This is a genomic window from Sphaerisporangium sp. NPDC049003 (assembly GCF_043197795.1).
Taxonomy (GTDB): Bacteria; Actinomycetota; Actinomycetes; order Streptosporangiales; family Streptosporangiaceae; genus Sphaerisporangium.
This window is the reverse complement of sequence record NZ_JBICTU010000008.1, coordinates 40,013-66,507: the sequence shown is the minus strand read 5'-3', so window position 1 is coordinate 66,507 and position 26,495 is coordinate 40,013. Positions and strand designations below refer to the sequence as shown.

At 69.1% G+C, this 26,495-nt stretch carries 26 protein-coding genes and 1 pseudogene; 4 read left to right on the top strand and 23 right to left on the bottom strand.

All coding sequences use genetic code 11. The features are described from left to right. The first annotated feature begins 321 nt into the window (after positions 1 to 321). The 3 genes from ACGFIV_RS10810 (at position 322) to ACGFIV_RS10800 (ending at position 3,969) form a co-directional block, all read left to right on the top strand. Positions 322 to 1,614 carry a glycosyltransferase family 4 protein gene (locus ACGFIV_RS10810; protein ID WP_392833933.1) on the top strand — a complete coding sequence of 431 codons (1,293 nt, stop codon included), beginning with the start codon at positions 322 to 324 and terminating at the stop codon, positions 1,612 to 1,614. A gap of 178 nt (positions 1,615 to 1,792) precedes the next feature. Beyond that, positions 1,793 to 3,280, top strand: coding sequence for an aldehyde dehydrogenase family protein (locus ACGFIV_RS10805; protein WP_358551107.1), 1,488 nt, complete (start codon positions 1,793 to 1,795; stop codon positions 3,278 to 3,280). A gap of 80 nt (positions 3,281 to 3,360) precedes the next feature. Further along, positions 3,361 to 3,969, top strand: a complete 609-nt coding sequence (locus ACGFIV_RS10800; protein WP_358551105.1) for a TetR/AcrR family transcriptional regulator — start codon at positions 3,361 to 3,363, stop codon at positions 3,967 to 3,969. 68 nt (positions 3,970 to 4,037) lie between these two features. Here ACGFIV_RS10800 and ACGFIV_RS10795 read toward each other — a convergent pair whose 3' ends face one another. Beyond that, positions 4,038 to 4,358 (bottom strand): STAS domain-containing protein, encoded by a 321-nt coding sequence (locus ACGFIV_RS10795; protein WP_358551103.1) that lies wholly within the window; start codon positions 4,356 to 4,358, stop codon positions 4,038 to 4,040. Positions 4,359 to 4,486: 128 nt separating this feature from the next. On the opposite strand from ACGFIV_RS10795, the gene ACGFIV_RS10790 reads away from it, so the two are divergent. Next, positions 4,487 to 5,077 carry a cob(I)yrinic acid a,c-diamide adenosyltransferase gene (locus tag ACGFIV_RS10790; protein ID WP_358551102.1) on the top strand — a complete coding sequence of 197 codons (591 nt, stop codon included), beginning with the start codon at positions 4,487 to 4,489 and terminating at the stop codon, positions 5,075 to 5,077. Between the two features lie 16 nt (positions 5,078 to 5,093). Here ACGFIV_RS10790 and ACGFIV_RS10785 read toward each other — a convergent pair whose 3' ends face one another. From ACGFIV_RS10785 to rho, 22 genes and pseudogenes are all read right to left on the bottom strand, one after another. After that, complete coding sequence (locus tag ACGFIV_RS10785; protein ID WP_358551100.1) at positions 5,094 to 5,480, bottom strand: DUF2550 domain-containing protein; 387 nt, start codon at positions 5,478 to 5,480, stop codon at positions 5,094 to 5,096. 31 nt (positions 5,481 to 5,511) lie between these two features. Then, on the bottom strand, positions 5,512 to 5,913 hold the full coding sequence (locus ACGFIV_RS10780) for a F0F1 ATP synthase subunit epsilon (protein ID WP_358551098.1): 402 nt from the start codon (positions 5,911 to 5,913) through the stop codon (positions 5,512 to 5,514). 52 nt (positions 5,914 to 5,965) lie between these two features. Beyond that, positions 5,966 to 7,393, bottom strand: coding sequence for a F0F1 ATP synthase subunit beta (gene atpD / locus ACGFIV_RS10775; RefSeq protein ID WP_358551096.1), 1,428 nt, complete (start codon positions 7,391 to 7,393; stop codon positions 5,966 to 5,968). Positions 7,394 to 7,402: 9 nt separating this feature from the next. Beyond that, on the bottom strand, positions 7,403 to 8,305 hold the full coding sequence (locus tag ACGFIV_RS10770; RefSeq protein WP_358551094.1) for a F0F1 ATP synthase subunit gamma: 903 nt from the start codon (positions 8,303 to 8,305) through the stop codon (positions 7,403 to 7,405). 3 nt (positions 8,306 to 8,308) lie between these two features. Next, a complete protein-coding gene (gene atpA / locus ACGFIV_RS10765; RefSeq protein WP_358551092.1) occupies positions 8,309 to 9,958 on the bottom strand; it encodes a F0F1 ATP synthase subunit alpha in 1,650 nt (549 codons plus the stop codon). 40 nt (positions 9,959 to 9,998) lie between these two features. Further along, positions 9,999 to 10,808, bottom strand: coding sequence for a F0F1 ATP synthase subunit delta (locus ACGFIV_RS10760; protein ID WP_358551090.1), 810 nt, complete (start codon positions 10,806 to 10,808; stop codon positions 9,999 to 10,001). Continuing rightward, positions 10,808 to 11,356: a F0F1 ATP synthase subunit B gene (locus ACGFIV_RS10755; RefSeq protein ID WP_358551088.1), complete on the bottom strand. Its 549-nt coding sequence runs from the start codon at positions 11,354 to 11,356 to the stop codon at positions 10,808 to 10,810. Before ACGFIV_RS10755 ends, ACGFIV_RS10760 begins: the two co-directional genes overlap by 1 nt. Positions 11,357 to 11,387: 31 nt before the next feature. Further along, the gene (atpE, locus tag ACGFIV_RS10750; protein ID WP_248964339.1) at positions 11,388 to 11,621 is read right to left on the bottom strand and encodes an ATP synthase F0 subunit C; all 234 of its coding nucleotides are present in this window, start codon (positions 11,619 to 11,621) and stop codon (positions 11,388 to 11,390) included. 67 nt (positions 11,622 to 11,688) lie between these two features. Continuing rightward, a complete protein-coding gene (gene atpB, locus ACGFIV_RS10745; RefSeq protein WP_358551086.1) occupies positions 11,689 to 12,480 on the bottom strand; it encodes a F0F1 ATP synthase subunit A in 792 nt (263 codons plus the stop codon). Positions 12,481 to 12,538: 58 nt separating this feature from the next. Next, positions 12,539 to 12,751: an AtpZ/AtpI family protein gene (locus ACGFIV_RS10740; protein ID WP_358551084.1), complete on the bottom strand. Its 213-nt coding sequence runs from the start codon at positions 12,749 to 12,751 to the stop codon at positions 12,539 to 12,541. A 78-nt stretch (positions 12,752 to 12,829) separates the two neighbouring features. Then, entirely contained in the window at positions 12,830 to 13,252 is a 423-nt protein-coding gene (locus ACGFIV_RS10735) for a hypothetical protein (RefSeq protein WP_358551082.1), read from the bottom strand. Positions 13,253 to 13,458: 206 nt separating this feature from the next. Next, entirely contained in the window at positions 13,459 to 14,700 is a 1,242-nt protein-coding gene (locus ACGFIV_RS10730) for an MraY family glycosyltransferase (RefSeq protein WP_358551080.1), read from the bottom strand. A gap of 60 nt (positions 14,701 to 14,760) precedes the next feature. After that, the gene (gene glyA, locus ACGFIV_RS10725; RefSeq protein WP_392833919.1) at positions 14,761 to 16,047 is read right to left on the bottom strand and encodes a serine hydroxymethyltransferase; all 1,287 of its coding nucleotides are present in this window, start codon (positions 16,045 to 16,047) and stop codon (positions 14,761 to 14,763) included. Between the two features lie 139 nt (positions 16,048 to 16,186). After that, positions 16,187 to 16,570: a hypothetical protein gene (locus ACGFIV_RS10720; RefSeq protein ID WP_358551076.1), complete on the bottom strand. Its 384-nt coding sequence runs from the start codon at positions 16,568 to 16,570 to the stop codon at positions 16,187 to 16,189. 16 nt (positions 16,571 to 16,586) lie between these two features. Next, positions 16,587 to 18,263, bottom strand: a complete 1,677-nt coding sequence (locus tag ACGFIV_RS10715; RefSeq protein ID WP_392833916.1) for a hypothetical protein — start codon at positions 18,261 to 18,263, stop codon at positions 16,587 to 16,589. Between the two features lie 601 nt (positions 18,264 to 18,864). Beyond that, a pseudogene (locus tag ACGFIV_RS10710) lies at positions 18,865 to 19,498 on the bottom strand (L-threonylcarbamoyladenylate synthase); the annotation flags it as partial. Between the two features lie 59 nt (positions 19,499 to 19,557). Further along, positions 19,558 to 20,412: a peptide chain release factor N(5)-glutamine methyltransferase gene (prmC, locus tag ACGFIV_RS10705; RefSeq protein WP_358551072.1), complete on the bottom strand. Its 855-nt coding sequence runs from the start codon at positions 20,410 to 20,412 to the stop codon at positions 19,558 to 19,560. 23 nt (positions 20,413 to 20,435) lie between these two features. Beyond that, positions 20,436 to 21,506 carry a peptide chain release factor 1 gene (prfA, locus tag ACGFIV_RS10700; protein ID WP_358551070.1) on the bottom strand — a complete coding sequence of 357 codons (1,071 nt, stop codon included), beginning with the start codon at positions 21,504 to 21,506 and terminating at the stop codon, positions 20,436 to 20,438. A 96-nt stretch (positions 21,507 to 21,602) separates the two neighbouring features. Continuing rightward, positions 21,603 to 21,821 carry a 50S ribosomal protein L31 gene (gene rpmE, locus ACGFIV_RS10695; RefSeq protein WP_358551068.1) on the bottom strand — a complete coding sequence of 73 codons (219 nt, stop codon included), beginning with the start codon at positions 21,819 to 21,821 and terminating at the stop codon, positions 21,603 to 21,605. A 381-nt stretch (positions 21,822 to 22,202) separates the two neighbouring features. Next, positions 22,203 to 22,850 (bottom strand): response regulator transcription factor, encoded by a 648-nt coding sequence (locus ACGFIV_RS10690; RefSeq protein ID WP_358551129.1) that lies wholly within the window; start codon positions 22,848 to 22,850, stop codon positions 22,203 to 22,205. A 22-nt stretch (positions 22,851 to 22,872) separates the two neighbouring features. Further along, a complete protein-coding gene (locus ACGFIV_RS10685; RefSeq protein ID WP_358551066.1) occupies positions 22,873 to 24,168 on the bottom strand; it encodes a sensor domain-containing protein in 1,296 nt (431 codons plus the stop codon). 249 nt (positions 24,169 to 24,417) lie between these two features. After that, a complete protein-coding gene (rho, locus tag ACGFIV_RS10680) occupies positions 24,418 to 26,454 on the bottom strand; it encodes a transcription termination factor Rho (RefSeq protein ID WP_392833909.1) in 2,037 nt (678 codons plus the stop codon). Positions 26,455 to 26,495 lie beyond the last annotated feature (41 nt).

Here is a 26,495-nt window from a genome sequence, read left to right as displayed (position 1 = left end):
ATCCCGGGTGAGCCACCCGACGGGGCGGCCGCGCGTCACGTCACGCTCGCGGAGATCGAGCCTGCCCGCCGACGCCCCGCCTGACTGGTAGTTGTCCGACTACTCGGCGAATTTGTGGAAATCGGGTGCAACGTTTCCGGTGCCGATGTCGTCTAGATCATTGCAAGCGGGGGTTGGTAAGGGGCGCTCTAACCGAATTCTTACCTGCCGAGGTGATGGGGCTCACTACTCTCACCTCGGATTAGGCATGCTCCCGGCGATACATGGCATATGACACACGAGGGGCATAACCATGACTTCACCAGGCAAGGAGCCTTTGGCGTGTTAGCAAGGGGACGGCAGGCCTTCGCCCGCGCGGCCCTGGGGCTGCTCGAATCGCTGAACAGGAGGAGGGCGCGCAGGGCACCGGTACGGAGTACGGGGACCATCCGGATCCTGCTGCTGCACGCCTACGGGATGGGTGGCACGATCCGCACCGTGCTGAACCTCGCCGCCTACCTGTCACGGGAGCGCGAGGTGGAGATCGTCAGTCTCATCCGCACGGCGAAGGATCCGTTCTTCGACCTGCCTCCCGGCGTGAAGGTGTCCTTCCTGGACGACAGGACCGTGCCGCGCGGCCGGGTCGCGGAGTTCCTCTCCCGCCGCCCCAGCAGGCTGGTCCCGCAGGAGGAGAAGGCCTATCTCAGCATGAGCCTGCTGACCGATCTCAGGCTGGTCCGATTCCTCCGGTCCCTGCGAGGTGGCGTGGTCATCGGGACCCGTCCCGGGTTCAACCTCGTCATGAGCCTGTTCGCGCCGCCCGAGGTCCTCACCATCGGCCAGGAGCACGTCACCCTGGAATCCCACGGGCCCGGCCTCCAGGCCCAGATCAAGAGGCGGTACGGCAGGCTCGACGCGTTCACCACGCTCACCCAGGCTGATCTGAGGCAGTACGCCAAGATGCTGAGGTCCCATCCGCCGGGACGCCTGCTGCGCATCCCCAACGCCATCCCCGACCTCGGGGGCGAGGTCTCACCGCTGGACGAGAAGGTCGTCGTCGGCATCGGCCGCATCGTCTGGGCCAAGGGGTTCGACCGGCTGGTCAACGCCTGGAAGACCGTGGCGGAGGCGCATCCCGACTGGGTGCTGCGCATCTACGGAGGGGGCACGCCCGAGCGTGAGGAGAAGCTCCAGACCCGCATCGACGACGCCGGGCTGTCGGGCAAGGTCTTCCTCATGGGCAGCACGCCCGAGATCGGCGTGGAGCTGGCCAAGTCGTCGATCTACGCCGTCAGCTCGCGCTACGAGGGGTTCGGCATGACGATCCTGGAGGCGATGAGCAAGGGTGTGCCGGTGGTCAGCTTCGACTGCCCGCACGGCCCGAAGGAGATCATCACCAACGGGTACGACGGCCTGCTCGTCCGCTCGAAGAAGGCCGCCGCGCTGGGCGGCGGAATCAACAGGCTGATCGAGGACGAGGAGCTCCGCCGCACGCTCGGCGCGAACGCCGTGGGCACCGCCGCGAAGTACGACCTCGACGTCATCGGCGCCGAGTGGACGGCCCTGCTGGCGGACCTCGACGAATCCGTGGCCCCGCCGGAGTCCCCCGACTGCTCCCTCGGCACCCCCGCGTAGCGTCCCTGTCCACCGAACGGACAGGGGGGTCGGCCCCTCGGTGGGACCGCGCGGGGCTCGCCGAGAGATGGTTTGCCCCGCAACGATGGGGCTAGGGTGGCTCCAGATCCCCTGAACGGGGAACAGCGTGGTCCGGGAGCCCGGATCCGGGGAGCGAACGGCCCGAGAAGGAGACGCCATGTCAACGGCTACCGAGCAGCGCACCTTCGACTCCCTGAACCCGGCCTCCGGAGCCGTCGTGGGCACCCATCCCGTCCACGACGCCGAGGCCGTACGGGCGGCCGTGGACAGCGCCGCCGAAGCGGCCAGGTGGTGGGCGGGCCTCGGGTTCGAGCGGCGCAAGCGGCGGCTGCTGGACTTCAAGGCCGTCCTGACCCAGAACCTCACGCGCGTCGCCACGCTGATCCACGAGGAGACGGGCAAGCCGATCGGCGACGCCACCCTGGAGACGGTGCTCGCCATCACCCACCTCGACTGGGCGGCGCGCAACGCGCGCAAGGTCCTCGGCCCGCGCCGGGTCTCCTCCGGCCTGATCGGGGTCAACCTCGCCGCCACCCTGGAGTACCTCCCGCTGGGCGTCGTCGGCGTGATCGGGCCGTGGAACTACCCCCTGTTCACCCCGATGGGCTCGATCGCGTACGCGCTCGCGGCCGGGAACGCCGTGGTCTTCAAGCCCAGCGAGCTCACCCCCGGGGTCGGCGCGCTGCTGGCCGAGCTGTTCGCGCGGAGCGTCCCGGAGCGCAAGGTGTTCCAGGTGGTCACCGGTCTCGGGGAGACCGGTGCCGCGCTCGCCGCGCACCCGGGCGTCCGTAAGATCGCCTTCACGGGCTCGACCGCCACGGCCAAGCGGGTGATGGCCGCCTGCGCGGCCAACCTCACGCCGATGGTGGCCGAGTGCGGCGGCAAGGACGCGCTGATCGTCGACGTGGACGCCGACCTCGCCGCCGCGGCCGACGCGGCCGTGTGGGGCGCGATGTCCAACGCCGGCCAGACCTGCGTGGGCGTCGAGCGCGTCTACGTGGTCGAGCGCGTCTACGACGACTTCCTGCGCGAGCTCACCGAGCGGGCGAGAGCCGTGCGCGGCGGGCAGGACTACGGGCCGATCACCATGCCCGCCCAGACCGACATCATCCGCCGCCACGTCGACGACGCCCTCGCCAAGGGCGCGAAGGCCGTCGTGGGGGGCGCGGAGTCCGTCCGGCCCCCGTACGTCGACCCTGTGGTACTCACGGACGTCCCCGAGGACTCCAGCGCGGTGCGCGAGGAGACCTTCGGGCCGACGATCACCGTCAGGAAGGTGGCCACGGTCGAGGAGGCGCTGGAGAAGGCCAACGCCGTCGCCTACGGCCTCGGCGGCACCATCTTCTCGGGCGACACCCGCCGGGCCATGGAGCTCGCCCGCGCGATGCTCACGGGCATGACGGCGATCAACTCCGTCATCTCCTTCGCGGGCGTGCCCTCGCTGCCCTTCGGCGGTGTGGGCGAGTCGGGGTTCGGGCGCATCCACGGCGCGGACGGGTTGCGCGAGTTCGCCCGGCCGAAGGCGATCTCCAGGCAGCGTTTCGCCATACCGGGTATGAATCTGACGTCCTTCACCCGAAACCCCGCTGACCTGGACCGACTCGTGAAAATGGTCACCTTTCTCCACGGTCGGCGTAAGAGCTAGTTGTCCCGATACTTCCCCAAAAACGATCTTGCGTCCATAATGATGGGTTCCTACGGGGCCAGCAGGACGCGAGGTGTGCAGTGGCGACGGGACGCGACTACCGGGGAATGACCGCGGAGCAGCGATTAGCCGACCGCAGGGAGCGGTTGCTGACCGCCGCGTACACACTGTTCGCCGGCGCGGGGTTCACCGCGACCACGATCGAACGATTGTGCGCGGCCGCACGCATCTCGAACCGCGCCTTCTACGAATGTTTCACCGGGCGCGAGGACCTGATGCGGGCGGTCTACGAACGCTGCGTCGGCGAGACCCTCCTCGCGGTCGCCAAGGCCATCGGGGAGGCTCCTCCCGACGCCGACAGCCGGATCCAGGCGGGCATCCGCGAGTACATCGCCTTCGTCACCCGCGACCCCCGGCGCGCCCGGATCATGCACCTTGAGGTGCGGCGCGCCGGTGACATCCTCACCGTCCACCGGCAGCGCGCGGTGACCGGCTTCACCCAGATGATCGAAGAGACCCTGGGAGACCTGCCGGGCGGGCTGCCGGAAAGGACCCACCTTCTCGCCCTCGGGATGGTGGGCGCCATCCAGGAGCTTCTGATCGAGTGGGTCCTGGCCCCTACCACGCCGCCCCTGGACCACCTCGTCGAGACCGCCGTCCACATCTTCCGGCGCTCCTTCGGCGCCTGACCCTCCGGCGCGCCCATCTGGCCCCTGAGCGCCGATCAGGCCCCGTACAGGCCCCATACAGGCGCCGTTCAGGCGACGGCCGCGGCGGCCGGAAGCTCGACCGCGAGCACCCGGTGCAACCGGGTGACGGCCAGCAGCCGCATGACACGCGGGGGCACCGCCCTCAGGACGAGGCGGCGTTCCGCGCGTAGCGCGCGGCGGTGCGTGCCGACGAGCACGCCGAGCCCGGTGGCGTCGATCATCTCAAGGCCGGAGAGATCGACGATCATGTCACCGTCGCCCGAGTCGACCGCGTCGTGCAGGCGCGGACGCAACCTGGCGACCGTGCCCGCGTCGAGACGCGACCCGACGCTGACGACCTGGTGTCCCGGACCGCTCCGGCGTTGCATGCCGCCTCCTCTTGGCCGGCGACCTTGACAGGCCGCCTCAGACCCTTGCCCACCCTTCCGCTACCTATGCCTCTTCAGGGACGAAACCGGGCGGAGGCCGTCTCAGGGCGGCCGTTACGCTGGGCGGCATGACGCGAGCTGACAACGACAAGCCGGTGGTGCTCTCCAAGATCTACACCCGCACCGGGGACGACGGCACCACGACGCTCGGCGACATGAGCCGCACGCGGAAGACCGATCCCCGGCTGGCCGCGTACGCCGACGTCGAGGAGGCGAACGCCGCCATCGGCGTGGCCATGGCGCTGGGCGGTCTCCCCACCGAGATCGCGGAGGTGCTGGCCCGGGTGCAGAACGAGCTGTTCGACGTCGGAGCCGACCTGTGTACGCCCGTGACGGAGAACCCGGAGTTCCCCCCGCTGCGGGTGGAGCCGTCCTACATCGAGTGGCTGGAGACGCAGTGCGACCGGTTCAACGCGGAGCTGACGCCGCTGCGCAGCTTCATCCTCCCCGGCGGCGCGCCAGGTCCGGCACTCCTGCACGTGGCCCGCACGATCGTACGGCGGGCCGAGCGCACCACGTGGTCGGCGCTGGAGGTCCATGACGACGTGAACCCGCTCACCGCGAAGTACCTCAACCGTCTGAGCGACCTGATGTTCATCATCTGCCGCACGGCCGCGAACGGCGAGGAGCTCCTCTGGAAGCCCGGCGGCACCCGGTAGGCGGCCCCTGGGGCCCCTACGCCGCGTCGAGGTGGGCGCTGGGCGGGGCGGACTCGACCCAGGCCAGGAAGCCGGTGAGGGCGTCCTCGCTCATCGCGAGCGAGACTCCCGCGCAGTCGACGGTCCAGTAGCCGGCGGGGCCCTCCTCGCCGACGAGGGGACGACGGGTGGAAACGGTGAGGCCGCGCCTCGCGATGGCGTGGCGCGGCCTCAGTCGCAGTCCGAGAAACGGGATCCAGTGGAGCTCTCCGCCCGCATAGCGGGCCACCCCACTCCTCCAGGCGCGGTCTCCCGTGCGGAGGCTACATACGACGTTCCCCCGCGATCGTGCGAGCACGAGCCCGCGGAGGAACAGGAGGACGGCGATCACCACAACGCTTATCAGAATGTCCAGCGCCGCCATCGTCGCCCCCCACTTTCATGTTCGCTGTCGGTCAGACCTCTTCGCCGGCGGCACGCAGCCTGGCCCTGGCGCGCTTGGCCTCGATCTGCGCGTCGGTGTCCTCACCGTCGGCGTCGACGGACGCGAGAGCACGCTGCAGCGCGTCACGAGCCGCGGCCACGTCGACCTCGGACCCGAGCTCGGCCGTCTCTGCCAGAACCGACACGTCGTTGTTGGCCACCGAGATGAACCCGCCGTGGACGGCGGCGACGATGTCGCCTCCCTCCGCGCGCTTCACGCGGAGGACACCGCCCTCTACGAGGACACCCAGCACGGGCGCATGATTCGGCATAATACCGATCTCGCCGTCCACGGTCTTGGCAATCACCATGTCGGCCTCGCCGGACCAGATCTCGCGTTCCGGCGACACGACGCCGATGCGGAGCTTTGCCATCACAAACCTTCCTCGAATGCCGGTACGGCCGGGCCGTACCGGCACCCAGTTGTCAGCGGGCCAGTTCCTTCGCCTTGGCGATGGCCTGGTCGATGCCGCCGACCATGAAGAACGCCTGCTCGGGCAGGTGGTCGTACTCGCCCTCGCACAGGCCCTTGAAGGAGCGGATGGTCTCCTCGACGGGCACGAACTCTCCCGGCTGGCCGGTGAACGCCTCGGCGGCGTACATCGGGTGGGAGAGGAAGCGCTCGATGCGGCGAGCACGCTGGACGACGACCTTGTCCTCTTCCGACAGCTCGTCGATGCCGAGGATCGCGATGATGTCCTGCAGCTCGCGGTACTTCTGCAGGATCCGCTTGGTCTCCTGGGCGACCCGGTAGTGCTCCTCGCCGACGATCTGCGGGTCGAGGATCCGGGAGCTGGAGTCGAGCGGGTCCACCGCGGGGTAGATGCCCTTCTCCGAGATCGGCCGCGACAGAACGGTCTGCGCGTCGAGGTGCGCGAACGCGTTGTGCGGGGCCGGGTCGGTGATGTCGTCCGCGGGGACGTAGATCGCCTGCATGGAGGTGATCGAGTGACCGCGGGTCGAGGTGATGCGCTCCTGGAGAACGCCCATCTCGTCGGCCAGGGTCGGCTGGTAACCCACCGCGGACGGCATGCGGCCGAGCAGCGTGGACACCTCGGAACCGGCCTGGGTGAAGCGGAAGATGTTGTCGATGAACAGGAGCACGTCCTGCTTCTCGACGTCACGGAAGTACTCCGCCATGGTCAGCGCGGAGAGGGCGACCCGCAGACGGGTGCCCGGGGGCTCGTCCATCTGGCCGAACACCAGGGCGGTGTCCTTGAGGACGTCCGCCTCCTCCATCTCCAGCCAGAGGTCGTTGCCCTCACGGGTGCGCTCGCCGACGCCGGCGAAAACCGACGTACCGGAGAACTTCAGCGCGACCCGGCGGATCATCTCCTGGATCAGAACGGTCTTGCCGACACCCGCGCCGCCGAACAGGCCGATCTTGCCACCCTTGACGTACGGGGTGAGCAGGTCGATGACCTTGATGCCGGTGGGCAGCATCTCGGTGCGCGACTCCAGCTGGTCGAACGCCGGAGAGGGACGGTGGATGCCCCAGCGCTCCGTGATCTGGAGCGAGGAGGTGGGGGTGTCCAGCGCCTCGCCGAGGGTGTTCCACACGTGGCCCTTGACGACGTCGCCGACGGGCACCGAGATGGGGCCGCCGGTGTCGCTCACGACGGCGCCGCGCACGAGGCCGTCGGTGGGCTGCATGGAGATGGCGCGGACCAGGTTGTCACCCAGGTGCTGGGCGACCTCCATGGTCAGCAGCTTGGTGTCCTCGCCGAGGGTGACCTCGGTGGTCAGGGCGTTGTAGATCTCGGGCATCGCCTCGACGGGGAACTCCACGTCGACGACGGGACCCGTGACGCGGGCCACACGACCTACGGCGGTCGCGACGGTCTCAACAGTCATTGTGGTTTCTCACTCTTTCCCCGCTGAGGCGTCGGCGAGCGCGTTGGCGCCACCGACGATCTCACTGATTTCCTGGGTGATCTCGGCCTGGCGAGCCTGGTTCATCTGCTGGGTGAAGGTGCTGATGAGCTCGTTGGCGTTGTCGGTCGCCGACTTCATCGCCCTGCGGCGGGAGGCGTGCTCCGAGGCGGCCGACTGGAGCAGCGCGTTGTAGATGCGCGACTCGATGTAGCGGGGAAGGAGCTGGTTCAGCACCTCACCCGCGGTCGGCTCGAACTCGTAGTACGGCAGCGGGCCCTCGGCCGGCTCCTCGGTGGTCTCCTCCACCTCGAGCGGCAGGATCCGCTTGACCTGCACCTCCTGCGTCAGCATCGAGACGAACTGGGTGTACACGACGTGGATCTCGTCGATCCCGTTCTCGTCCGCGAAGGCGCTGACCAGCGCGTCGCCGATCTCCTTGGCGTGGGCGTAGAGCGGGTTGTCGGAGAACCCCGACCACTCCCCGCTCATCTCCCTGCCGCGGAAGCGGTGCCATCCGATGCCCTTGCGGCCGACGACGAACGGCTTCATCTCCACGTTGCGGCCACGCAGGTGACCGGCCAGCGCCTCGGCCTCGCGCAGGATGTTGGCGTTGAAGCCTCCGGCGAAACCGCGGTCGCTGGTCACGATCAGCACGCCGGCCGTGGCCGGACGCTCCTTGGCGACCGTCAGCGGGTGGTCGACCTCCGCCGTGTTGCTGAGGACGGCCGACACCGCGCGAGTGATCTCGCGCTCGTACGGTACGGCCGCCTCCATGCGTTGCTGCGCCTTGATGATGCGGGACGAGGCGATGAGCTCCTGGGCGCGGGTGATCTTCGCCGTGGACTTGACCGACCTGATCCGCCGCCGCAGCAGTCTTAGCTGGGCACCCATGAGCTACTTCTTCTCGGTCTTGCGGACGTGCTTCACGATCTTCTCCTGGCCGACCTCGTCCGCCGTGAGCGCCTCGACCGGCTCGTCCTGGACCAGCAGCTCGCCGGACGACGTCTGGAACGTCTTCTTGAACTCCGTGATCGCGTCCTTGAGGGTCGTGACCGTGTCGTCGTTCAGGTCCTTGGTCTCGCGGATGCTGTCGAGGACGCCCTTGTACTGCGACGAGAGGTACTCAAGGAACTCGGCCTCGAAGCGGGCCACGTCCTCCAGCGGTACGTCGTCGAGCTCGCCGCTGGTGCCGGCCCAGACGGAGACGACTTCCTTCTCCACAGGGTACGGGGTGTACTGCGGCTGCTTGAGCAGCTCGACCAGGCGGGCGCCGCGCTCCAGCTGGGCGCGGGAGGCCGCGTCCAGGTCGGAGGCGAAGGCCGCGAAGGCCTCCAGGTCGCGGTACTGCGACAGCGACAGGCGCAGCGTGCCGGCGACCTTGCGCATCGCCTTGATCTGCGCAGAACCGCCGACTCGGGAGACCGAGACACCGACGTTGATCGCCGGACGGACACCCGCGTTGAACAGGTCGGTCTCCAGGAAGCACTGACCGTCGGTGATGGAGATGACGTTGGTCGGGATGAACGCCGAGACGTCGTTGCCCTTCGTCTCGATGATCGGAAGACCGGTCATCGATCCCGCGCCGAGGTCGTCGGAGAGCTTGGCGCAGCGCTCCAGCAGACGCGAGTGCAAGTAGAAGACGTCGCCGGGGAACGCCTCACGGCCCGGCGGACGGCGCAGCAGCAGGGACACGGCGCGGTAGGCGTCGGCCTGCTTGGTCAGGTCGTCGAAGACGATGAGAACGTGCTTGCCCTGGTACATCCAGTGCTGGCCGATGGCCGAACCGGTGTAGGGCGCGAGGTACTTGTAACCGGCCGGGTCCGAGGCGGGGGCGGCGACGATGGTGGTGTACTCCATCGCGCCCGCCTCCTCCAGGCGGGCCCTGACCTGCGCGATCGTGGAACCCTTCTGGCCGACCGCGACGTAGACGCAGCGAACCTGCTTCGACGGGTCGCCGGTGGCCCAGTTCTCGCGCTGGTTGAGGATCGTGTCCACGGCGATCGCGGTCTTGCCCGTACCGCGGTCACCGATGATCAGCTGGCGCTGGCCGCGGCCGATCGGCGTCATGGCGTCGATCGCCTTGAGGCCGGTCTGCAGCGGCTCCTTCACCGGCTGACGCTGGACGACCGAGGGCGCCTGGACTTCGAGGGGACGGCGCCCCTCGGCCTCGATGGTGCCCTTGCCGTCCAGGGGGTTGCCCAGCGGGTCGACCACGCGGCCGAGGAAGTTGTCCCCGACCGGCACGGACAGGACCTCGCCCGTCCGGCGGACCGACTGGCCCTCCTCGACACCGCTGAAGTCGCCGAGGACGACGACGCCGATCTCCCGGACGTCCAGGTTCAGCGCCAGACCGCGCGTACCGTCCTCGAACTCGAGCAGTTCGTTCGCCATCGCCGAGGGAAGGCCGGAGATGTGGGCGATGCCGTCGCCGGCGTCGACGACGGTCCCGATCTCCTCCCGCGCCCCGCCTTCCGGCTCGTACGCCTGAACGAACCGCTCAAGCGCGTCCCGGATCTCGTCCGGCCGGATCGTCAGCTCCGCCATCTCTTCTCAGTCTCCCTAATCATCGGCCGCCTCGACACTGCTAGCCGGCCAACCGGCGGCGGACATCTTCAATACGTCCTGCGATCGTGGTGTCGATCAACTCGTCGCCGAGCCTGACCGAGAATCCACCCAGCACCCGCGGATCCACCTCGGTGTTCAGGTGGATGTCACGACCGTACGTGGTGCGCAGCCAGGTCGCGAGACGCTCCCTCTGGCCGTCGCTCAGCGGAACCGCGCTCCGCACCACGGCGACAAGCTGTTGCCGCTGCTCCGCGACGAGCTGGATGTAGGTGTCCAGCCCTCGTTCCAAGCTACGTCCTCGCGGGTGCAGCGCGAGCTGGGTGATCAGTCGCAGCGAGGACGGCGCGACCCGGTCGCCGAGCAGGTCGGCGAGCAGTTGCCGCTTGGCCTCGCCCGGAACGGCCGGGTCGACCAGCGCCAGGCGCAGCGAGGGGTTCGCCTCGACGATGCGGCCGAACCGGAAAAGCTCGTCCTCCACGTCGTCGAGCCTGCCCTGGGACTCGGCCTCGGCGGCCGAGGCGATGACGCTGAGCCGCTCCAGCGCGTCCGAGAGGTCGGCTGACCTGGACCACTTGGCGGAGACGGCCGCGACGACCGTCTCCAGGGCGGCGTCACTGATCTTGCCGCCCAGCAGGGACCGCAGGACCTCGGCCTTCTGCTCCGCGGAACGGGCGGGGTCGGCGAGGTTGCGCCGGAGCCCGTGCTCACGGTCGAGCAGGACGGCGACGCCGTGCAGGTCCTCGGCCAGGCGGCCGAGGTCCGCCGTCGCGGCCACCGCGTTGAAACGCTCTTCGACGGCGCCGAACGAGGTGCGGCTCAGGCCCCTCATCAGCGCACCGCCGCCCCGCCCGCGGACTCGAGCTCCTCAAGGAACCGGTCCACGACACGGCTCTGCCGGGTCTCGTCTTCGAGCGACTCCCCGACGATGCGGCCGGCGAGCTCGGTCGCGAGGCGACCCAGTTCACCGCGCAGCTGGGCGAACGCCTGCTGGCGGTCGGCCTCGATCTGCGCGTGCGCCGCCTCGACCAGGCGCCGGGCCTCGGCCTGGGCCTCTTCACGGAGCTCGACCTTGATCTGCGCGGCCTGCTCACGAGCCTCTTCCCGCATGCGGGCGGCCTCGTGACGTGCCTCGTTCAGCTTGGCCTTGTACTCCTCCAGCGTGCGCTGGGCTTCGGCCTGGGCGTCCTCGGCCTTCTTGATGCCACCTTCGATGGCCTCGGTCCGCTCCTCCAGCGTCTTCTGGATGCGCGGGGTGAGGATCCTGCCGACGACGATGAAGACGACCAGGAACGCGAAGCCGCCGACGATGAGCTCGTAAGCATGCGGGATGAGCGGATTCTCCGCTTCCGCGGCGAGGAGCTTGGCTCCCAGAGTCATGGCTGCAGCCTTTCGTCAGGGGTTGTTCGCGTTACTTGATGCCCTGGAAAATGAACGGCGCGACCAGACCGATGAGGGCCAGCGCCTCGGTGAGGACGAAGCCCAGCAGCATGTTCTGGCGGATCAGGCCGTAGGCCTCGGGCTGGCGGGCGATCGCCTGCACGCCCTGACCGAAGATGATGCCGACGCCGATGCCGGGGCCGATGGCGGCGAGACCATAGCCGATGGCGGTGACGTTGCCGGAGACCTCAGCGAGAAGGCTCATTGTGATGCTTTCCTTTACTTGTCGGCCGGTGAAGATTCACCGGTCAGTACCAGGTCAGTGGAGAGACTCAGTGCTCGGGGTGCAGCGAGCCGCCGATGTACATCGCGGCCAGCATCGTGAAGAGGAACGCCTGCAGGAACTCGATGAAGATCTCGAACCCGGTCATGACGATGGTCATCACCACACCGAGGACGCCGACCGCGGCGCCGGTGACGGTCAACCTCTCGAAGAGGAACCAGAAACCGACCGCGCTGAAGAACGCCAGCAGCATGTGACCGGCGAACATGTTGGCGAAGAGTCGGACGGCGTGAGTGAACGGCGCGATGATCAGGTTCGAGAGGAACTCGATCGGAGCCAGCAGCAGGTAGATCGGCTTGGGCAGCCCCGGCGGGAACATCATGTTCTTGAAGTAGCCGACGAGCCCCTGGTGCTTGATCCCCAGGTAGATCTTGATCACGTAGATCGTGATCGCGAAGACGAACGGGAAAGCGATGTGCGACGCGATCGGAATCTGGACGAACGGCACGACACCGAAGACGTTGTAGAGGAGGATCAGGAAGAACAAAGAGAGCAGCAGCGGCATCCAGCGCTCGGCGTCCTTGCCCAGGAACGGGCGGGCCACCTGGTCGCGGACGAAGAGGTAACCGAGCTCACCCATGTTCTGCATGCCGCGAGGCACGAGCTTCGGCCTGGAGAAGGCGGCCCACCCGAGCGCGCAGACAATGAGCGCGCCGGCGACGGCGAGCAAGGCGGGCTTCGACGCCCATTCCGGGGCGCCTGGCCAGAGCGGGGGGAAGTTGAAGATCGAAGGCCCCGGGGCTTCGAACTCTCCGTCGGCGAGGACCGTCAGCGCGCTCACGCGGCGTTCCCTCCAAGATGGTGGATCAACAGAAGACTGCGGGATGTGGTCGGCGCGCTCAGCGGCCGTACTTCACATAGACCAGGTAGACGGCGAGCACGACCCCGAGGATGACGCCTATCGGGAAAAACGCGCCCACGCCGGTCCAACGGTCCAGCAACCAGCCGACACCGCCCCAGACCAGCATCCCGGCGATCAGTGTGCTCGGGACGGACCAGGCGGCATTGGCGAAGTCGCGGCCGTCTTCCTCGGGCTTGCGCTGCTCGCTCATCGCGGGCACGACGATAGCAGGCGGGCAGGGGACTAGTCATATCGGACCCCACACCGGCCCCGGGGAATCTTACGCTCATCATCGACCGCCCTGTCCGGGAACCTTGGCGTCGGGGTCGACGTACAGCATTTTGAGTTTCAGGAAGGCCCGCACCTCGCCGATCGTCCACACGATCGTGCAGATGACGACGCCCCATCCGAGGGCACGCGGCGTGAAGGCGGTGGCGTCGGCGAAGGAGCTCAGCAGCACCATCAGCAGGATGACCTTGACCAGGTAGCCCAGCACGGCGGCCAGCATCATCAGCTGCGGCGAGACCCGGCCCGCCCAGGTGACGGCCACGAGGCCGGCGGTGAAGAACGCGGCGACCACGACGACCCCGATCGCCGCTCCCAGCGCACCCTTGGTTCCGGCCATCAGCGCGGACACGACCACGACAACCAGCCCGACCGCAATGGTGGGTACAGCCGCGCTTTTGAGCGCGCGAACGTCGTTGGCCTGCATCGGTGCTCCAAGAAACAGTTGTCAAGCGAGCGATTGCTACCTTGCGAGGCGAGCCCTGCCCGCCCCTTGCTAGTGAAAGGTATCACAAGCTCAGGAATGGGTGCCTTTACCTGGGCTTTCGTGCAGGTAGACCGATGAATCGACGATCCGCCATCCCGGCTTGGGGGACCTGGTGGACCAACCGGTGATCAAGGGGAACGGCGGGATCAGCCCGCCGCCGCGGAGGCACGGGAACTGGTCGCCGCGCCGGGCACCGGGGGGTCGTCCGCGGCCGGGCCGGAATCGGGCGCGGGCCCCCGGCGACCCGAGGCGTGGGAGCCCCCGCCGCGGCCGCCCCGGCCTGAACGCCAGAGCGGCAGGCCCATCATCACCAGCACGACCAGCGCGAGCAGCACGACGACGGGGAAGACGATCAGCGGCACGCCGCCGACCGACAGGCCCACGACGGTCGCGGCGAACAGGAACGTCCACGCGTACATGATGAGGACGGTGCGCCGGTGGGAGTGGCCCACCTGCAGCAGCCGGTGGTGCAGGTGACCACGGTCGGGCGCGAAGGGCGACTTCCCGTACGAGGTGCGCCGCACCACCGCCATGATGAGGTCGGCCAGCGGGAGCACCATCACCGCAAGCGGAAGCAGGATCGGCAGGACGACGGGGAACCGGTTGATGTCGCCCGCGGCGCCGGTGTAGTCGACCGTGCCGGTCACCGTGACCACCGAGGTCGCGAGCACCAGGCCGATCAGCATCGCGCCCGTGTCGCCCATGAAGATCTTGGCGGGATGGAAGTTGTGCGGCAGGAATCCGAGGCACATCCCGATCAGGATGGCGGTGATGGCCGCCGTGACGCTGAGGCGGCCCTGGTCCATGCTGTCGGTGAGCGCGATGGTCCACGCGAACGTCGCCAGCGCGGCGATGCAGACGATGCCGGCCGCGAGGCCGTCGAGGCCGTCCACGAAGTTCACCGCGTTGATGGCGACGACGACGATCAGCATGGTGATGATCGTTTGCAGCGTGCTGTCGAGGCTGATCGTGTTGCCGTTGGGCAGGGGAACCCACAAAAGGGTGAGCTTGAACGCGACCAGCAGCCCGGCGGCGGCGATCTGCCCCCCGAGCTTGATGAAGGCGTCCATCCCCCACCAGTCGTCGAGGAAGCCGATCAGCACGATCACGCCGCCCGCGAGGGCCAGCGCGATGACGGTCTTGCCGTCGCCCATCCGGGAATCGGCCAGTTTCGGGCCGATGTGGTCGAGCCGGCTCGCGACGAACAGCCCTGCCAGCATGCCGGCGTACATCGCCAGGCCACCGAGGCGCGGGGTGCGGACCGTGTGCACGTCTCTCTCGCGGATCTCCGGCGCGGCGCCGATGCGCAGCGCGAAAACCCTGACCAGCGGGACCAGCAGATACGTGACCGCCGCTGCTACCAGCGCTATGAGAGTGTATTCGCGCACGAACCTAGTTTCCCGGATTGTCCGGTCAGTTGTGACCGGAAAACTGCACAGAACAGCACATTAACCGCGTGGATACGCTGGATGACCCCGGGTGAGCTGCGTCACCCGCTCGGCCACCGACGCTACCGCACCCTCGTCGCGCACGGCCTGCGCGACCATCGAGGCGATCTCCTTCATCTCCGTCACCCCCATGCCCTGCGTCGTCACGCACGGGGTGCCGATGCGGATGCCGGATGTCACCGTGGGCGGCTCGGGATCGTACGGGATCGCGTTGCGGTTGAGTGTGATCTTCGCACGGGCGCAGCTCCGCTCGGCCGCCGCACCCGTCACCCCGATGCCGCGCAGGTCGATCAGCGCGAGATGGGTCTCGGTGCCGCCGGAGACCGGGCGCATGCCCTCGCCCGCGAGCGCGTCGGTCAGCGCGCGGGCGTTGGCGACGACCTGCTCGGCGTACGCGCGGAACGCGGGCCGCCCCGCCTCGCCGAAGGCCACCGCCTTGGCCGCTATGGCGTGCATCAGCGGGCCGCCCTGGACGAACGGGAACACCGCCCGGTCGATCTTTCCGGCCAGCTCCGCCGTGCACAGGATGCCGCCGCCCCTCGGCCCGCGCAGGGCCTTGTGCGTCGTGAACGTCACCACGTCGGCGTGCGGCACGGGCGAGGGGACGGCGCCACCCGCCACCAGGCCGATCGTGTGCGCGGCGTCCACGAGCAGCCAGGCCCCCACCTCGTCGGCGATGCCGCGGAACACCGTGAAGTCGATGAGCCGCGGATAGGCCGTGGCGCCGCAGATGATCAGCTTGGGCTGGTGCAGGACCGCGAGCTCGCGAACCTCGTCGTAGTCGATGGTCTCGGTGTCGCGCCGCACCCCGTACGCCACGACGTCGAACCAGCGCCCGGAGAAGTTCACCTTGGAGCCGTGGGTCAGGTGGCCGCCGTGGGAGAGCTCCATCGCGAGCATGGTGTCGCCCGGCTGGAGCAGCGCCGCGTAGGCCGCCAGGTTGGCCGACGAGCCCGAGTGGGGCTGGACGTTGGCATGATCGGCCCCGAACAGCGCTTTCGCCCGGTCGATGGCGAGCTGCTCGGCACGGTCGACCACCTCGCAGCCGCCGTAGTAACGGCGACCGGGGTACCCCTCGGCGTACTTGTTGGTGAGTGTCGAGCCCAGCGCCGCGATCACGGCGGGCGAGGCGAAGTTCTCACTGGCGATCAGCTGGAGGCCGCCGCGCTGCCGCCCGAGCTCGTCGAGCAGGATCTGGGCGATCTCCGGATCTTCCCCCTGAAGCTCGGAGAAATCAGGCCCGTAGAAGTCATCAGCGCGCTCGTGGCCGCGTCCTTTCGCGTGCATGGCTCGCTCACCACTCCTTTCCCCCGCGCGGAAACGCGTGCGGTAAGGACCACCGATCTCCCCACTGTATGCCTCGTCATGCCAGGTCACCGCACTTCTGAGGACTTCCGGGGGCTCACGGGGACTCCCGGGGCGGTGATCAGCTGTAGGCGTGGGGAGCGGTGGACGCGGTCGGCACCCAGCGGGGGGTGTCCGCCGCCTGGTCGCTGATCGCGGTCAGCACGGCCTGGCGGTACATGCCGAGACGGTTGCGCCACTCGGTCATGTCCTGGACGTACCGCTCGGCGACCGGCGCGTCCCAGACGTCCCGGCTGCGGGCCATCTGGTACGCCTTGTCGAGCGAGGTGGTGAGCCCTTCGAGCAACGGCTGCGTCTGCTGCCAGAGGTCCACGAGCTTCTGGTACTCGGGGTTGAACCTCCAGTTGCTCGCCTGGCCGTCCGGGCTGAACGGGTCGGACGAGGACGACGCGGGCGGCGTCTCCCCGGGCTGGAGCGGCTTCGGCGCCGGCGGGTCGGCATACATCTCGGGCGGCCCTCCTCTACGAACCGGACGGCGATGTCACGTCGCCCGCGGCCTCGGACGACGAGCTCGAACCCCACCCGTCCGGCGGCGACTCGGACTCTTCCCGCCACCCGGCCGGCGAACCGGGACCATGCGACGGGAAGGCGCCACCGACTTCAACGGAACCCGTCTCGACGTCGCCGGGGCCGCCGCCGCTGTAAGCGCCGTTCCGGGCCGCCTCATCGCCGGGGGCGTAAACCCCTGACTGGACGTGCTGACCGGGCTGGACGGCGGCCTGAGGCGCCGCGAGGCCCTGCTCTGTCGCGTCTCCACCCGAATCCGGGGCGAGGGGGGCGGACGGCTTGGCCGAGCCGGACGGGTCGTCAGGCTGGATGTAGCCGACGGGCCCGTCCGCGTGGGGATGACCAGGCGCGGCCCCGTCGGGAGGGACGACCACCGGCTGTTCCAGCGGGGGGATCTTGTCCATGTTCTGGGTCAGCCAGTGGAGATGCTCCGCGCTGGGCGGCTTCATGGTGACCTCGACGACCCTCACACCGTCGACGTCGATCACCCGCGTGCGCTCCTGCGTGGTGTCGATGTCGTTGGGATTGTCAGCGTTCGGCGTATCCAGCTGCCCATCGGCCCCACCCGAAGGCACGACCTGCGACTGATCCCCCGTCGGAACCGAATCAGCCTTGGGCGCGGAATCACCGTTAGGAGCGGAGTCCCCCGTAGGCGCCGGATCAGCCGGGGGTGCGGAATCAGCGTGAGGCGTCGAATCGCCCGTAGGCGCCGGATCAGCCTGGGGAGCAGGATCGGCCTTGGGGGCGGGGTCGGATTTTTCAGCCGTCGGGCTGGGGTCCGAGCCGTCGATCTTGTTAGCGTCCTGCTTGTCGGGCCTATCCGCCTGCGGGGCGTCCTGCCTGTCGGAATGCTCGGGCTTGGGCGTGTGGTCCGGCTTGCCGGCCTTCGGACTGGGGTCCGAGGTGTCGCCCTTGGGCGCCTCGTGCTTGTCCGGCTTGTCGGCCTTCGGGGACGGATCGGTCTGGTCGGCCTTGGGAGACTCGTGCTTCTCGGGCTTCTCGGCCTGCGGAGACTCCACCTTGTGGGTCTTGTCCTGCCCGTCGGCCTTGGGAGCCGGGTCCTTTTCAGCCTTGGGAGTGTGATCCTTGTCGGCCTTCGGGGTGTCGTGCTTGTCCCTGTCGTTCTTGCTTGGGTCGCTCTTGTCGGCCTTGGGGGCGTCGTCCTTGTCGGACTTCGGGGTGTGGTCCTTGTCCGGCTTGTCGGCCTTGGGTGCCTGGCCCTTGTCGGACTTCGGGGCGTCTTGCTTGTGCGACCCGTCCTGGGTGTCGGAGGTGGGAGTGCCATCCTTGTTGGCCTTGTCAGACTTATCACCCTTTTCGGACTTGTCGTCCTTAGCCTTCGAGTCCTGCTTGTCAGGCGCGGTCGGCTTCATGCCCTTGGGGCCGGTCACCGGATCGTTCTGCTTTTCCTTCTTCTCCAGAAGGACGAGCCGGGCTCCGACATCCTTGACCAGCGTGTCTCCCGCGTCCGCCACCTGGGCGGGCCTGTGGGTCGCCGGGACCGAAAGACCGGCCGCGCTCGTCAGCTGGGTGATGCGGGACTCGACGGTGCGCATCTGCGTGCCCGCACGCCCGACCTCTGCCAACAGGTCACGGACCAGCTTCGGGTCCATTCCGTCCAGCTTGCCCATGGGCGTCTCCCGGTGCTCGTGGATCGCCGCTCCCCCTGGTCCGCGTCAGAGAGGGCTCTCGCCCGCTCGCAGCTATGCTCCCTCGCTCCAGCCCGTCGCTCAAGAGCACAGACGCACATCACGGTACTGAGACGTACCGCCTGTACGCCTCGACGATAGCCATACGGCATGAGTCACGAGGGAAGGGAGCGGCGCACGAGCCGTGGCCCAGGCGCCGCCACACGCGTCCCCGCGCAGCGTCAGCCGTCTTTCTTCGTGGCGTCCGCCGGGCCGGACTTTTCGGGCGTCTCCGAGTCGGCCGGGCCGGCTCGGTCGATCTTCTCCGCGGGATCGCTCACGACCGGCCCGTCGCCCTTGCCGACCGTCTCGGGCTTGTCGTCGGCCTGATCCGGCTTGTCAGCCTGGTCGACCTTCCCGATCAGGTCACCCTTGTCCGCAAGATCATCCTTGTCGGCGAGGTCCGCCTTGTCGGTGAGGTCACTCTTGTTCGCGAGGTCGCTCTTATCCGTGAGATCAGTCCCGGTGAGGTCGGCCTTGTCGGACACTTCCGACTTATCAGGCTCCGACTTCTCCGGCTCCGGCTCCGGGTCGGCGTCCGTCGCGACGTACCCGATCACGCTCCGCAGCTTCTCGACCGAGATGGCGCCCTTGCGCAGCACCCGGGGCACGGGCGTCGTCAGGTCGATGATCGTGGAAGGCGTGTTGTCGGCGCACGCGCCGCCGTCGAGGTAGACCGTGACCGACTCCCCCAGCTGCTCCTCGGCGTCCGCCGCGGTCGTCGCGGGCGGCGCGCCGGACCGGTTGGCGCTGCTCACCGCCATGGGCCCCGTCTCCTTCAGCAACTCCAGCGCGACCGCGTGCAGCGGCATCCGGATCGCGACCGTGCCCTTGGAGTCCCCGAGGTCCCAGTTGAGCGAGCGGCTCGCCCGGCAGACCAGCGTCAGCGGGCCCGGCCAGAACGAGTCGATCAGATCTTGCCCGTACATGCCGAGATCCTCGACCAGGGCGGCCGCCGCGCGGACGGTGCCGACCAGGACGGGGACGGGCATGTCTCTGCCGCGCCCCTTGGCCTCCAGCAGGTCGGCGACCGCCGACGGGGTGAAGGCGTCGGCCCCGATGCCGTAGACCGTGTCCGTCGGTATGACCACGAGCTCGCCGGCCCGGATGGCCGACGCCGCGTCGGCCAGCCCTGCGGCACGCTCCTCTATGTTCGAAGAGTCATAGCGTCGACTCACGACTTCTCATCCTCCCAAGTGGGTGGGGCCCCGGCGCCGGGTGACCGGTGCGCGGGCCCCTATTCCTGGCCGAATCGTGCCGTGACGAAACGATCGCGGTTGGCGAGATCGGCGTTGTTGCGAGCGTCCCGCCAGCCACGTTCCTCGGAGAACACGAGGTAGACGGCCGATCCCTGCTGGTCGGCGTGCTCGACGGCCACCAGGCCGCCGGGACGCAGTAACCGCCGGGCCGTACGCTCGACCGCGCGTACCTCGTCAAGACCGTCCTCCCCCGAGCCGTACAGGGCGCGGGACGGATCGTAGTCGCGCACCTCGGGATCGCGTGGCACGGCCCCCGGAGGGATGTATGGCGGGTTGGAGACGACCAGGTCCACCTGGCCGTCGAGCTCGGGAAGGCAGTCGGCGAGATCCTCGGGGTGGAGGGACACGCGGCCCTGACCATGCTCCACGATGTTCTGCTTGGCCCAGCCGTACGCCACCGGATCGACCTCGACCGCGTGTACCTGGGCGAGCGCGACCTCCTGGGCGATCGACAGGGCGATGGCCCCCGAGCCGGTGCCGAGGTCGACCACGACCGGGGACGCGACGTCCATCTCGCGTAGCCGGTCGATCGCCCAGCCCGCAACCACCTCGGTCTCGGGACGGGGCACGAAGACGCCCGGACCGACCTCCAGCGACAGATAACGGAAGTAGGCGCGCCCGGTGATGTGCTGCAACGGCTCCCGTGCCTCGCGCCGCGCGATGCCCTCCCAGAACAGCGCGTCGAACTCCGAATCGGGCACCGTGTGGAGCTGGCCACGCCGCACGCCATGGACGAACGCCGCGATCTCCTCAGCGTCGGTTCGCGGTGAGGGCACACCCGCCTCGGCGAGCCGGGCGGTGGCGAGCGCTATCTCGTCCATCAGGAGGGTCATGGGAGTTTTCGTCGATTGTGTCGTTACGAGTGGGAGGCGAGCTTGTCCGCCATCTCGGCGTCCGTCAGTGCCTGTATGACCGCGGAGAGATCGCCGTCGAGGACGTGGTCGAGGTTGTAGGCCTTGAACCCTACGCGGTGGTCGGAGATGCGGTTCTCCGGGAAGTTGTAGGTGCGGACGCGCTCGGAGCGGTCGACCGTGCGCACCTGCGACTTCCGCTCGGCCGAGGCCGCGGCGTCGGCCTCCTCCTGGGCGATGGACAGCAGCCGCGCGCGCAGGATCCGCAGGGCGGACTCCTTGTTCTGCAACTGGCTCTTCTCGTTCTGGCAGGAGACGACCACGCCGGTCGGCACGTGGGTGATGCGCACGGCCGAGTCGGTGGTGTTGACGCTCTGCCCGCCGGGACCGGAGCTGCGGAACACGTCGATGCGGAGGTCGTTGGGGTCGATCTGCACCTCGACGTCCTCCGCCTCGGGGTACACGAGGACACCGGCGGCGGAGGTGTGGATGCGGCCCTGCGACTCGGTGACCGGGACACGCTGGACCCGGTGGACCCCGCCCTCGAACTTCAGGCGCGACCAGACCCCGTCGGCGCCCTTGCCCTTCACCGCGACCGTGACGTCCTTGTAGCCGCCGAGGTCGGAGTGCTGCGCGTCGATGATCTCGGTCTTCCAGCCGACGCGCTCGGCGTACCGGAGATACATGCGGAGCAGGTCCCCGGCGAACAGGGCGGACTCCTCGCCGCCCTCGCCGGCCTTGATCTCCATGATGATGTCTTTGTCGTCGTTGGGGTCGCGCGGGACGAGCAGGTGCGTGAGCCGCTCCTCCAGCGGGGAGATGCGGCCTTCGAGCTCGACGGCCTCCTCGGCGAAGGCCGGGTCCTCGCCGGCGAGCTCCTTGGCGGCCTGAAGGTCGTCGCGCACGCCTTCGAGCTCACGGTAGGTGGAGACGATGGGCGTCAGCTGCGCGTAGCGCTTGCCGAGGGTCCGTGCCTGGTTCTGGTCGGCGTGCACGGCGGGGTCGGCGAGCTTCTGCTCAAGCTCCGCGTACTCGTTGAGCAACTCGTCGAGGTTCACCGTGTGTCCTTCTTCCATCACGAACAGGCAAGAACCGGGGCCATCACCAAGAACGCCGACCCGGGCACGCCCCCCGGAAAGGGGGACGATTCCGAGCCGGCGCTTCTCGCCGAGCTACTTGCTCGCGGGCTTCTTGCCGAAACGCTTCTCGAAGCGGGCGACCCGGCCACCGGTGTCCAGGATCTTCTGCTTGCCCGTGTAGAACGGGTGGCAGGCCGAGCACACGTCGGCGTGGATGACGCCGTTCTTGGCGGTGCTGCGGGTGGTGAAGCTGCTGCCACAGCTGCACGTCACCTGCGTGATGCCGTACTCCGGGTGAATGTCGGGCTTCATTTCAATCCTCTCTGGCGCGGTCGCCGGGTCGCCTTCGTCTCTCGCGGTCAGGTGACGCGCGGGCGGGCGGGAACCGGAACCGCCGTGGTTCGGCTACCAGTGTGCCAGATCCTGTAACCACACCAGGCCATCGATCATTCCCGGGCGGGAGGGACCCGTTCCCGGGCGGGACAGGACCCTGACACGGCACCACCGGAGCGATCTCCGGCGGCCTGCCGAGCCTAAGCCAGCGCACCCCAATATTTCCCAAAAATTCAACACCTGGCGGTAAGCGTTGCGCAATCCCCGGGTCAGGCTTCTCCCACGAGTTCCACGCGCGCCCGCCCGCGCCGCACGGCCGCGGCGGGCTCCGCGCGCCCGGTGACGATCGGCATCGCCCTGTCAGCCGTGGCCGAGATAGGCCAGGACCGCGAGCACCCGGCGGTGGTCGTCGGGCGTGGGGTCGAGACCGAGCTTACCGAAGATGCCGGAGATGTGCTTCTCGACCGCGCCCTCGGTGACGCGCAACCGCCCGGCGATCGCGTTGTTGGACCGGCCCTCCGCCATCAGCCCCAGCACCTCCGACTCCCTGGCGGTCAGCGAGTCGGTCGGCCGGTCGTGCCGGTGGCGGCTCAGCAGTTGCATGACGACCTCGGGGTCGATGACCGTACCGCCCGAGGCGACCCGGCGCACCGCGTCGAGGAACTCGGCCACGTCGGCTACCCGCTCCTTGAGCAGGTAGCCCACCGCCGCCGCGCCGCGCCCGATGAGCTCGGTGGCGTACCGCTCCTCGACGTACTGGGAGAGCACCAGCACGGGCAGGCCGGGCACCAGCGCACGGGCCGCGAGCGCCGCCCGGAGACCCTCGTCGGTGTGGCTCGGCGGCATGCGCACGTCGACGACCGCGAGATCGGGCTGGTAGACGCGCACGGCCTCGACCAGCCCGGGGCCGTCGCCCGTCGCGGCGACCGTGTCGATACCGCCGTCGGCGAGCAGCCTGATCATGCCTTCGCGCAGCAGGACGGAGTCCTCCGCGATCACCACCCGCATGGCGCCCGCCACATGAGGACCGTCACCATTCGTACGGTAGCCGGGCGCGGACGAGCGTGGGGCCGCCCGGCGGGCTTTCGACGGTCAGCGAGCCGTCGATCGTCGCCGCGCGGTCGGCGAGCCCGGCGAGCCCGCCCCCCGGTCGTGCCTCCGCGCCGCCGACGCCGTTGTCCCGTACCTCGACCACCACGCGGTCGTGCTCGCGGCTCACCTTGACCGACGCCTCCGTGGCCACCGAATGCCTGGCGATGTTGGTCAGCGACTCGGCGACGATGAAGTACGCGATGCTCTCGACCGCCGCGGGCGGCCGTTCGGTGATCTCGACCGACACCTCGACGCGGACCGGCGCCCGGGCGGCGAGCGCGGAGAGCGCCGCGTCGAGGCCCCTGTCGGTGAGGATTGCCGGGTAGATGCCGCGCGCGAGATCGCGTAACTCGGTGATCGCGGCCTTGGTCCCCGCATGGGCCTGGGCGAGCAGCTCCCGAGCCTCCTCGGGATGGGAGTCGAGCTTCGCCTGGGCCCTTCCGAGGTCCATGGCCACCGAGAGCAGCCGCTGCTGGGCCCCGTCGTGCAGGTCGCGCTCGATCCTGCGCCGCTCAGCCTCGGCGGCGTCCACGCCACGGGCCCGGCTCGCCCGCAGGTGCATGACCCGCGCCTCGTCGCCGGGACCGAGGAGCGCGGTGGCCAGCGTGCCGTGGAGCCAGGCCATGGCCCGGACGATGTAGAGCGTTGCGACCAGGAGGAGCAGCCCGAGGAAGGCCCACGGCAGCGACCCGGGCACGCTGTCGATCACCAGCCGGTCGGTGATCGAGGTCGTCTGGCCCATGGCCACGAGGACCGGCTGGACGAGGAACCCGATGGAGCACACCCACAGCGTCAGCGACACGAAGAACTCGACCAGGCCGAGCGGGAACAGGAGCAGCAGGTAACCGAGGTCCTTCCAGGTGGCCAGGTCGCCGAACAGCCACCCCAGATGCGCGCCGAGCCCCCGCTCGGGCCTCGGCCGGTAGGGATCGGGAATGGTGACGCCCAGAGCGAGCCGCAGGAGACGCCGCTCCAGCATGGCTCCCCCGCGCCACAGCAGCATCGTCAGCACCAGCAGCGGCAGTCCGATCCAGACCAGGACCAGCGTCAGCGCGGCGGGCACGGCCGTCGCGAGGATCACGAACCAGGTGACGCCGAAGGCGATGCTGACCATCAGGTACGGCGCGGCCCGCCAGGTCATGGGGTCGACGAGCAGGCCGAGAGGCCCGCGGGGCCCCAACGGCACCCGTTCGCGCAACGGGGGGCGCCCTGTCACCGCCGCCTCGGCAGTCATCCTGTGGCTCCTCCTGTCGGGCACCCGGTCGGGTGCCGTCACGCGACCGGACGGTACGAGCCTGCCAAGTCCCCGGCCCCGATGCCATGGGGAAGGCGTGAGTCCTAGTGTGGGGACAGCCCCACCTCGACGGACGGGAGCGCCGCCGGGCCGGACACGAAGAAGGGGCGGCGGGCCATCCGGCCCTCCGCCCCGCCTTCATCCGCCGTCACGGCGGTCGTACTGCTCTAACTGGTCGCGCTGGTCGTGCTAGTCGCGCTCGGAGCTGACCGTGGTCTTCTGGACCTGGAGCAGGAACTCCGCGTTGGACTGCGTCTCCCGCATCTTCTCCAGCAGGAGCTCAAGCGCCTGCTGCATGTCGAGGGCGTGAAGCACGCGACGCAGCTTCCAGACGATCTGCAGCTCGTCCCTGGACATCAGGATCTCTTCCTTACGGGTGCCGGACGCGTCGACGTCCACCGCGGGGAAGATGCGCTTGTCGGCCAGGGAGCGGTTGAGCTTGAGCTCGGCGTTGCCGGTGCCCTTGAACTCCTCGAAGATGACCTCGTCCATCTTGGAGCCGGTCTCCACCAGCGCCGTGGCGAGGATCGTCAGCGAGCCGCCGTTCTCGATGTTGCGGGCCGCGCCGAAGAACCGCTTGGGCGGGTACAGCGCGGTCGAGTCGACACCACCGGACAGGATGCGCCCGGACGCCGGGGCCGCGAGGTTGTACGCGCGGCCGAGGCGGGTGATGGAGTCGAGGAGCACGACCACGTCGTGGCCCAGCTCCACCAGCCGCTTGGCGCGCTCGATGGCGAGCTCGGCGACGGTGGTGTGGTCCTCGGCGGGACGGTCGAAGGTCGAGTGGATGACCTCGCCCTTCACCGACCTCTGCATGTCGGTGACCTCTTCCGGACGCTCGTCCACGAGGACGACCATCAGGTGGCACTCGGGGTTGTTCCGGGTGATCGCGTTGGCGATCGCCTGGAGCACCATCGTCTTGCCGGCCTTCGGCGGGGAGACGATGAGACCACGCTGGCCCTTGCCGATGGGAGCGACCAGGTCGATGATGCGGGTCGTCAGGATGCTGGGGTCGGTCTCCAGGCGCAGCCGCTCCTGCGGGTACAGCGGGGTCAGCTTGGAGAAGTCCGGCCGGTTGCGCCCCTGCTCGGGGTCCATGCCGTTGACGGTGTCGAGCCGCACGAGGGCGTTGAACTTCTCGCGGCGCTCGCCGTCACGCGGCTGGCGGACGGCACCGGTGATGACGTCGCCCTTACGCAGGCCGTTTCGGCGGATCTGCGCCAGCGAGACGTACACGTCGTTGGAGCCCGGCAGGTATCCGCTGGTGCGCACGAACGCGTAGTTGTCGAGGATGTCGAGGATGCCGGCGATCGGGATGAGGACGTCGTCGTCACCGATCACGGGCTCGTTGCTGTCGAAGCGGTCGCGGCCACGACGGTTGCGCTCCCTGAACCGGCCACGGCGGCCGCGGCGGTCGTCGTCGCCCTGCGGGTCGGGACCCTGGTCACGGGACTGGCCACGGGACTGGTCGCGCGTCTGCTCACGGCCCTGGTCACGACCTTGGTCACGGGACTGGTCACGGCCCTGGTCGCGCGTCTGCTCGCGACCCTGGTCACGGGACTGCTCACGACGGCCCGGAGCGTCGCCCGCGTCGGCGGCGCGCTGCTCGGGACGGCTGTTGTCGTTGCGGTTGTCGGGGCGGTTGTCGCCACGGTCGCGACGGTCGTTGCCCCGGCCACGGCGCTCGCCGCGCTCGCCGCGCTCACGGCGGGACTCGCCGCGCTCGGGACGCGTGTCGGGCTGACCGGCCTCGACGGGCGCGGAAGCGGGGGCGGACGCGGCGGCGACGGGAGCCTGCTCGACGGCCTGCGCCTCCACGACGGAGGCCCGCTCTTCGCGGGTCTCGACGACGGTCTCGACCGGTGCGGGGCGGGAACGTTCCCGGCGGGTACGGGCCGGTCGCTCGGCTACCGGCTCCGCGGTGACCGCAGGCGCGGCCGTGACCGTGGGAGCCGGCGCGGCCTTGGGCTCGGCGGAGGTAGAGGCACCGTCAGCAGTTACGCCCTGCTTCTCCTGGATGGCCGCGATGAGCTGGCTCTTACGCATCCGTCCGGTCCCGCTGATGCCCAGACTCGACGCGAGAGCCTGCAACTCGGGCAGCACCATGGCGGACAGGCCGGTGCCGGAGCGACGGCGCGGCTTGGCCGCGGCGCGGGTGGGGGTGTCGCCGGCGACCGGCGGCACTGCGCCGGAGACGTCGGAGAGGAGTTCGGTGGTGTCGCTCAACTAAAAGGTCCTTCCCAGGGGTCGGGCGTCGGCCACGATCA

What these genes read in the sequence shown, in the direction of transcription:
- ACGFIV_RS10720 (WP_358551076.1), bottom strand. Translation starts at nt 16,570, where the DNA reads ATGTATGCCGACCCGCCGGCGCCGAAGCCGCTCCAGCCCGGGGAGACG.
- ACGFIV_RS10770 (WP_358551094.1), bottom strand. Translation starts at nt 8,305, where the DNA reads ATGGGTGCCCAGCTAAGACTGCTGCGGCGGCGGATCAGGTCGGTCAAG.
- ACGFIV_RS10715 (WP_392833916.1), bottom strand. Translation starts at nt 18,263, where the DNA reads ATGGGCAAGCTGGACGGAATGGACCCGAAGCTGGTCCGTGACCTGTTG.
- ACGFIV_RS10795 (WP_358551103.1), bottom strand. Translation starts at nt 4,358, where the DNA reads ATGCAACGCCGGAGCGGTCCGGGACACCAGGTCGTCAGCGTCGGGTCG.
- atpE (WP_248964339.1), bottom strand. Translation starts at nt 11,621, where the DNA reads ATGAGCCTTCTCGCTGAGGTCTCCGGCAACGTCACCGCCATCGGCTAT.
- rpmE (WP_358551068.1), bottom strand. Translation starts at nt 21,821, where the DNA reads ATGAAGCCCGACATTCACCCGGAGTACGGCATCACGCAGGTGACGTGC.
- ACGFIV_RS10785 (WP_358551100.1), bottom strand. Translation starts at nt 5,480, where the DNA reads ATGGCGGCGCTGGACATTCTGATAAGCGTTGTGGTGATCGCCGTCCTC.
- atpA (WP_358551092.1), bottom strand. Translation starts at nt 9,958, where the DNA reads ATGGCGGAGCTGACGATCCGGCCGGACGAGATCCGGGACGCGCTTGAG.
- glyA (WP_392833919.1), bottom strand. Translation starts at nt 16,047, where the DNA reads ATGCACGCGAAAGGACGCGGCCACGAGCGCGCTGATGACTTCTACGGG.
- ACGFIV_RS10805 (WP_358551107.1), top strand. Translation starts at nt 1,793, where the DNA reads ATGTCAACGGCTACCGAGCAGCGCACCTTCGACTCCCTGAACCCGGCC.
- ACGFIV_RS10755 (WP_358551088.1), bottom strand. Translation starts at nt 11,356, where the DNA reads ATGACTCTGGGAGCCAAGCTCCTCGCCGCGGAAGCGGAGAATCCGCTC.
- ACGFIV_RS10790 (WP_358551102.1), top strand. Translation starts at nt 4,487, where the DNA reads ATGACGCGAGCTGACAACGACAAGCCGGTGGTGCTCTCCAAGATCTAC.
- ACGFIV_RS10740 (WP_358551084.1), bottom strand. Translation starts at nt 12,751, where the DNA reads ATGAGCGAGCAGCGCAAGCCCGAGGAAGACGGCCGCGACTTCGCCAAT.
- prfA (WP_358551070.1), bottom strand. Translation starts at nt 21,506, where the DNA reads ATGGAAGAAGGACACACGGTGAACCTCGACGAGTTGCTCAACGAGTAC.
- ACGFIV_RS10760 (WP_358551090.1), bottom strand. Translation starts at nt 10,808, where the DNA reads ATGAGGGGCCTGAGCCGCACCTCGTTCGGCGCCGTCGAAGAGCGTTTC.
- ACGFIV_RS10690 (WP_358551129.1), bottom strand. Translation starts at nt 22,850, where the DNA reads ATGCGGGTGGTGATCGCGGAGGACTCCGTCCTGCTGCGCGAAGGCATG.
- prmC (WP_358551072.1), bottom strand. Translation starts at nt 20,412, where the DNA reads ATGACCCTCCTGATGGACGAGATAGCGCTCGCCACCGCCCGGCTCGCC.
- ACGFIV_RS10780 (WP_358551098.1), bottom strand. Translation starts at nt 5,913, where the DNA reads ATGGCAAAGCTCCGCATCGGCGTCGTGTCGCCGGAACGCGAGATCTGG.
- ACGFIV_RS10685 (WP_358551066.1), bottom strand. Translation starts at nt 24,168, where the DNA reads ATGACTGCCGAGGCGGCGGTGACAGGGCGCCCCCCGTTGCGCGAACGG.
- atpD (WP_358551096.1), bottom strand. Translation starts at nt 7,393, where the DNA reads ATGACTGTTGAGACCGTCGCGACCGCCGTAGGTCGTGTGGCCCGCGTC.
- ACGFIV_RS10735 (WP_358551082.1), bottom strand. Translation starts at nt 13,252, where the DNA reads ATGCAGGCCAACGACGTTCGCGCGCTCAAAAGCGCGGCTGTACCCACC.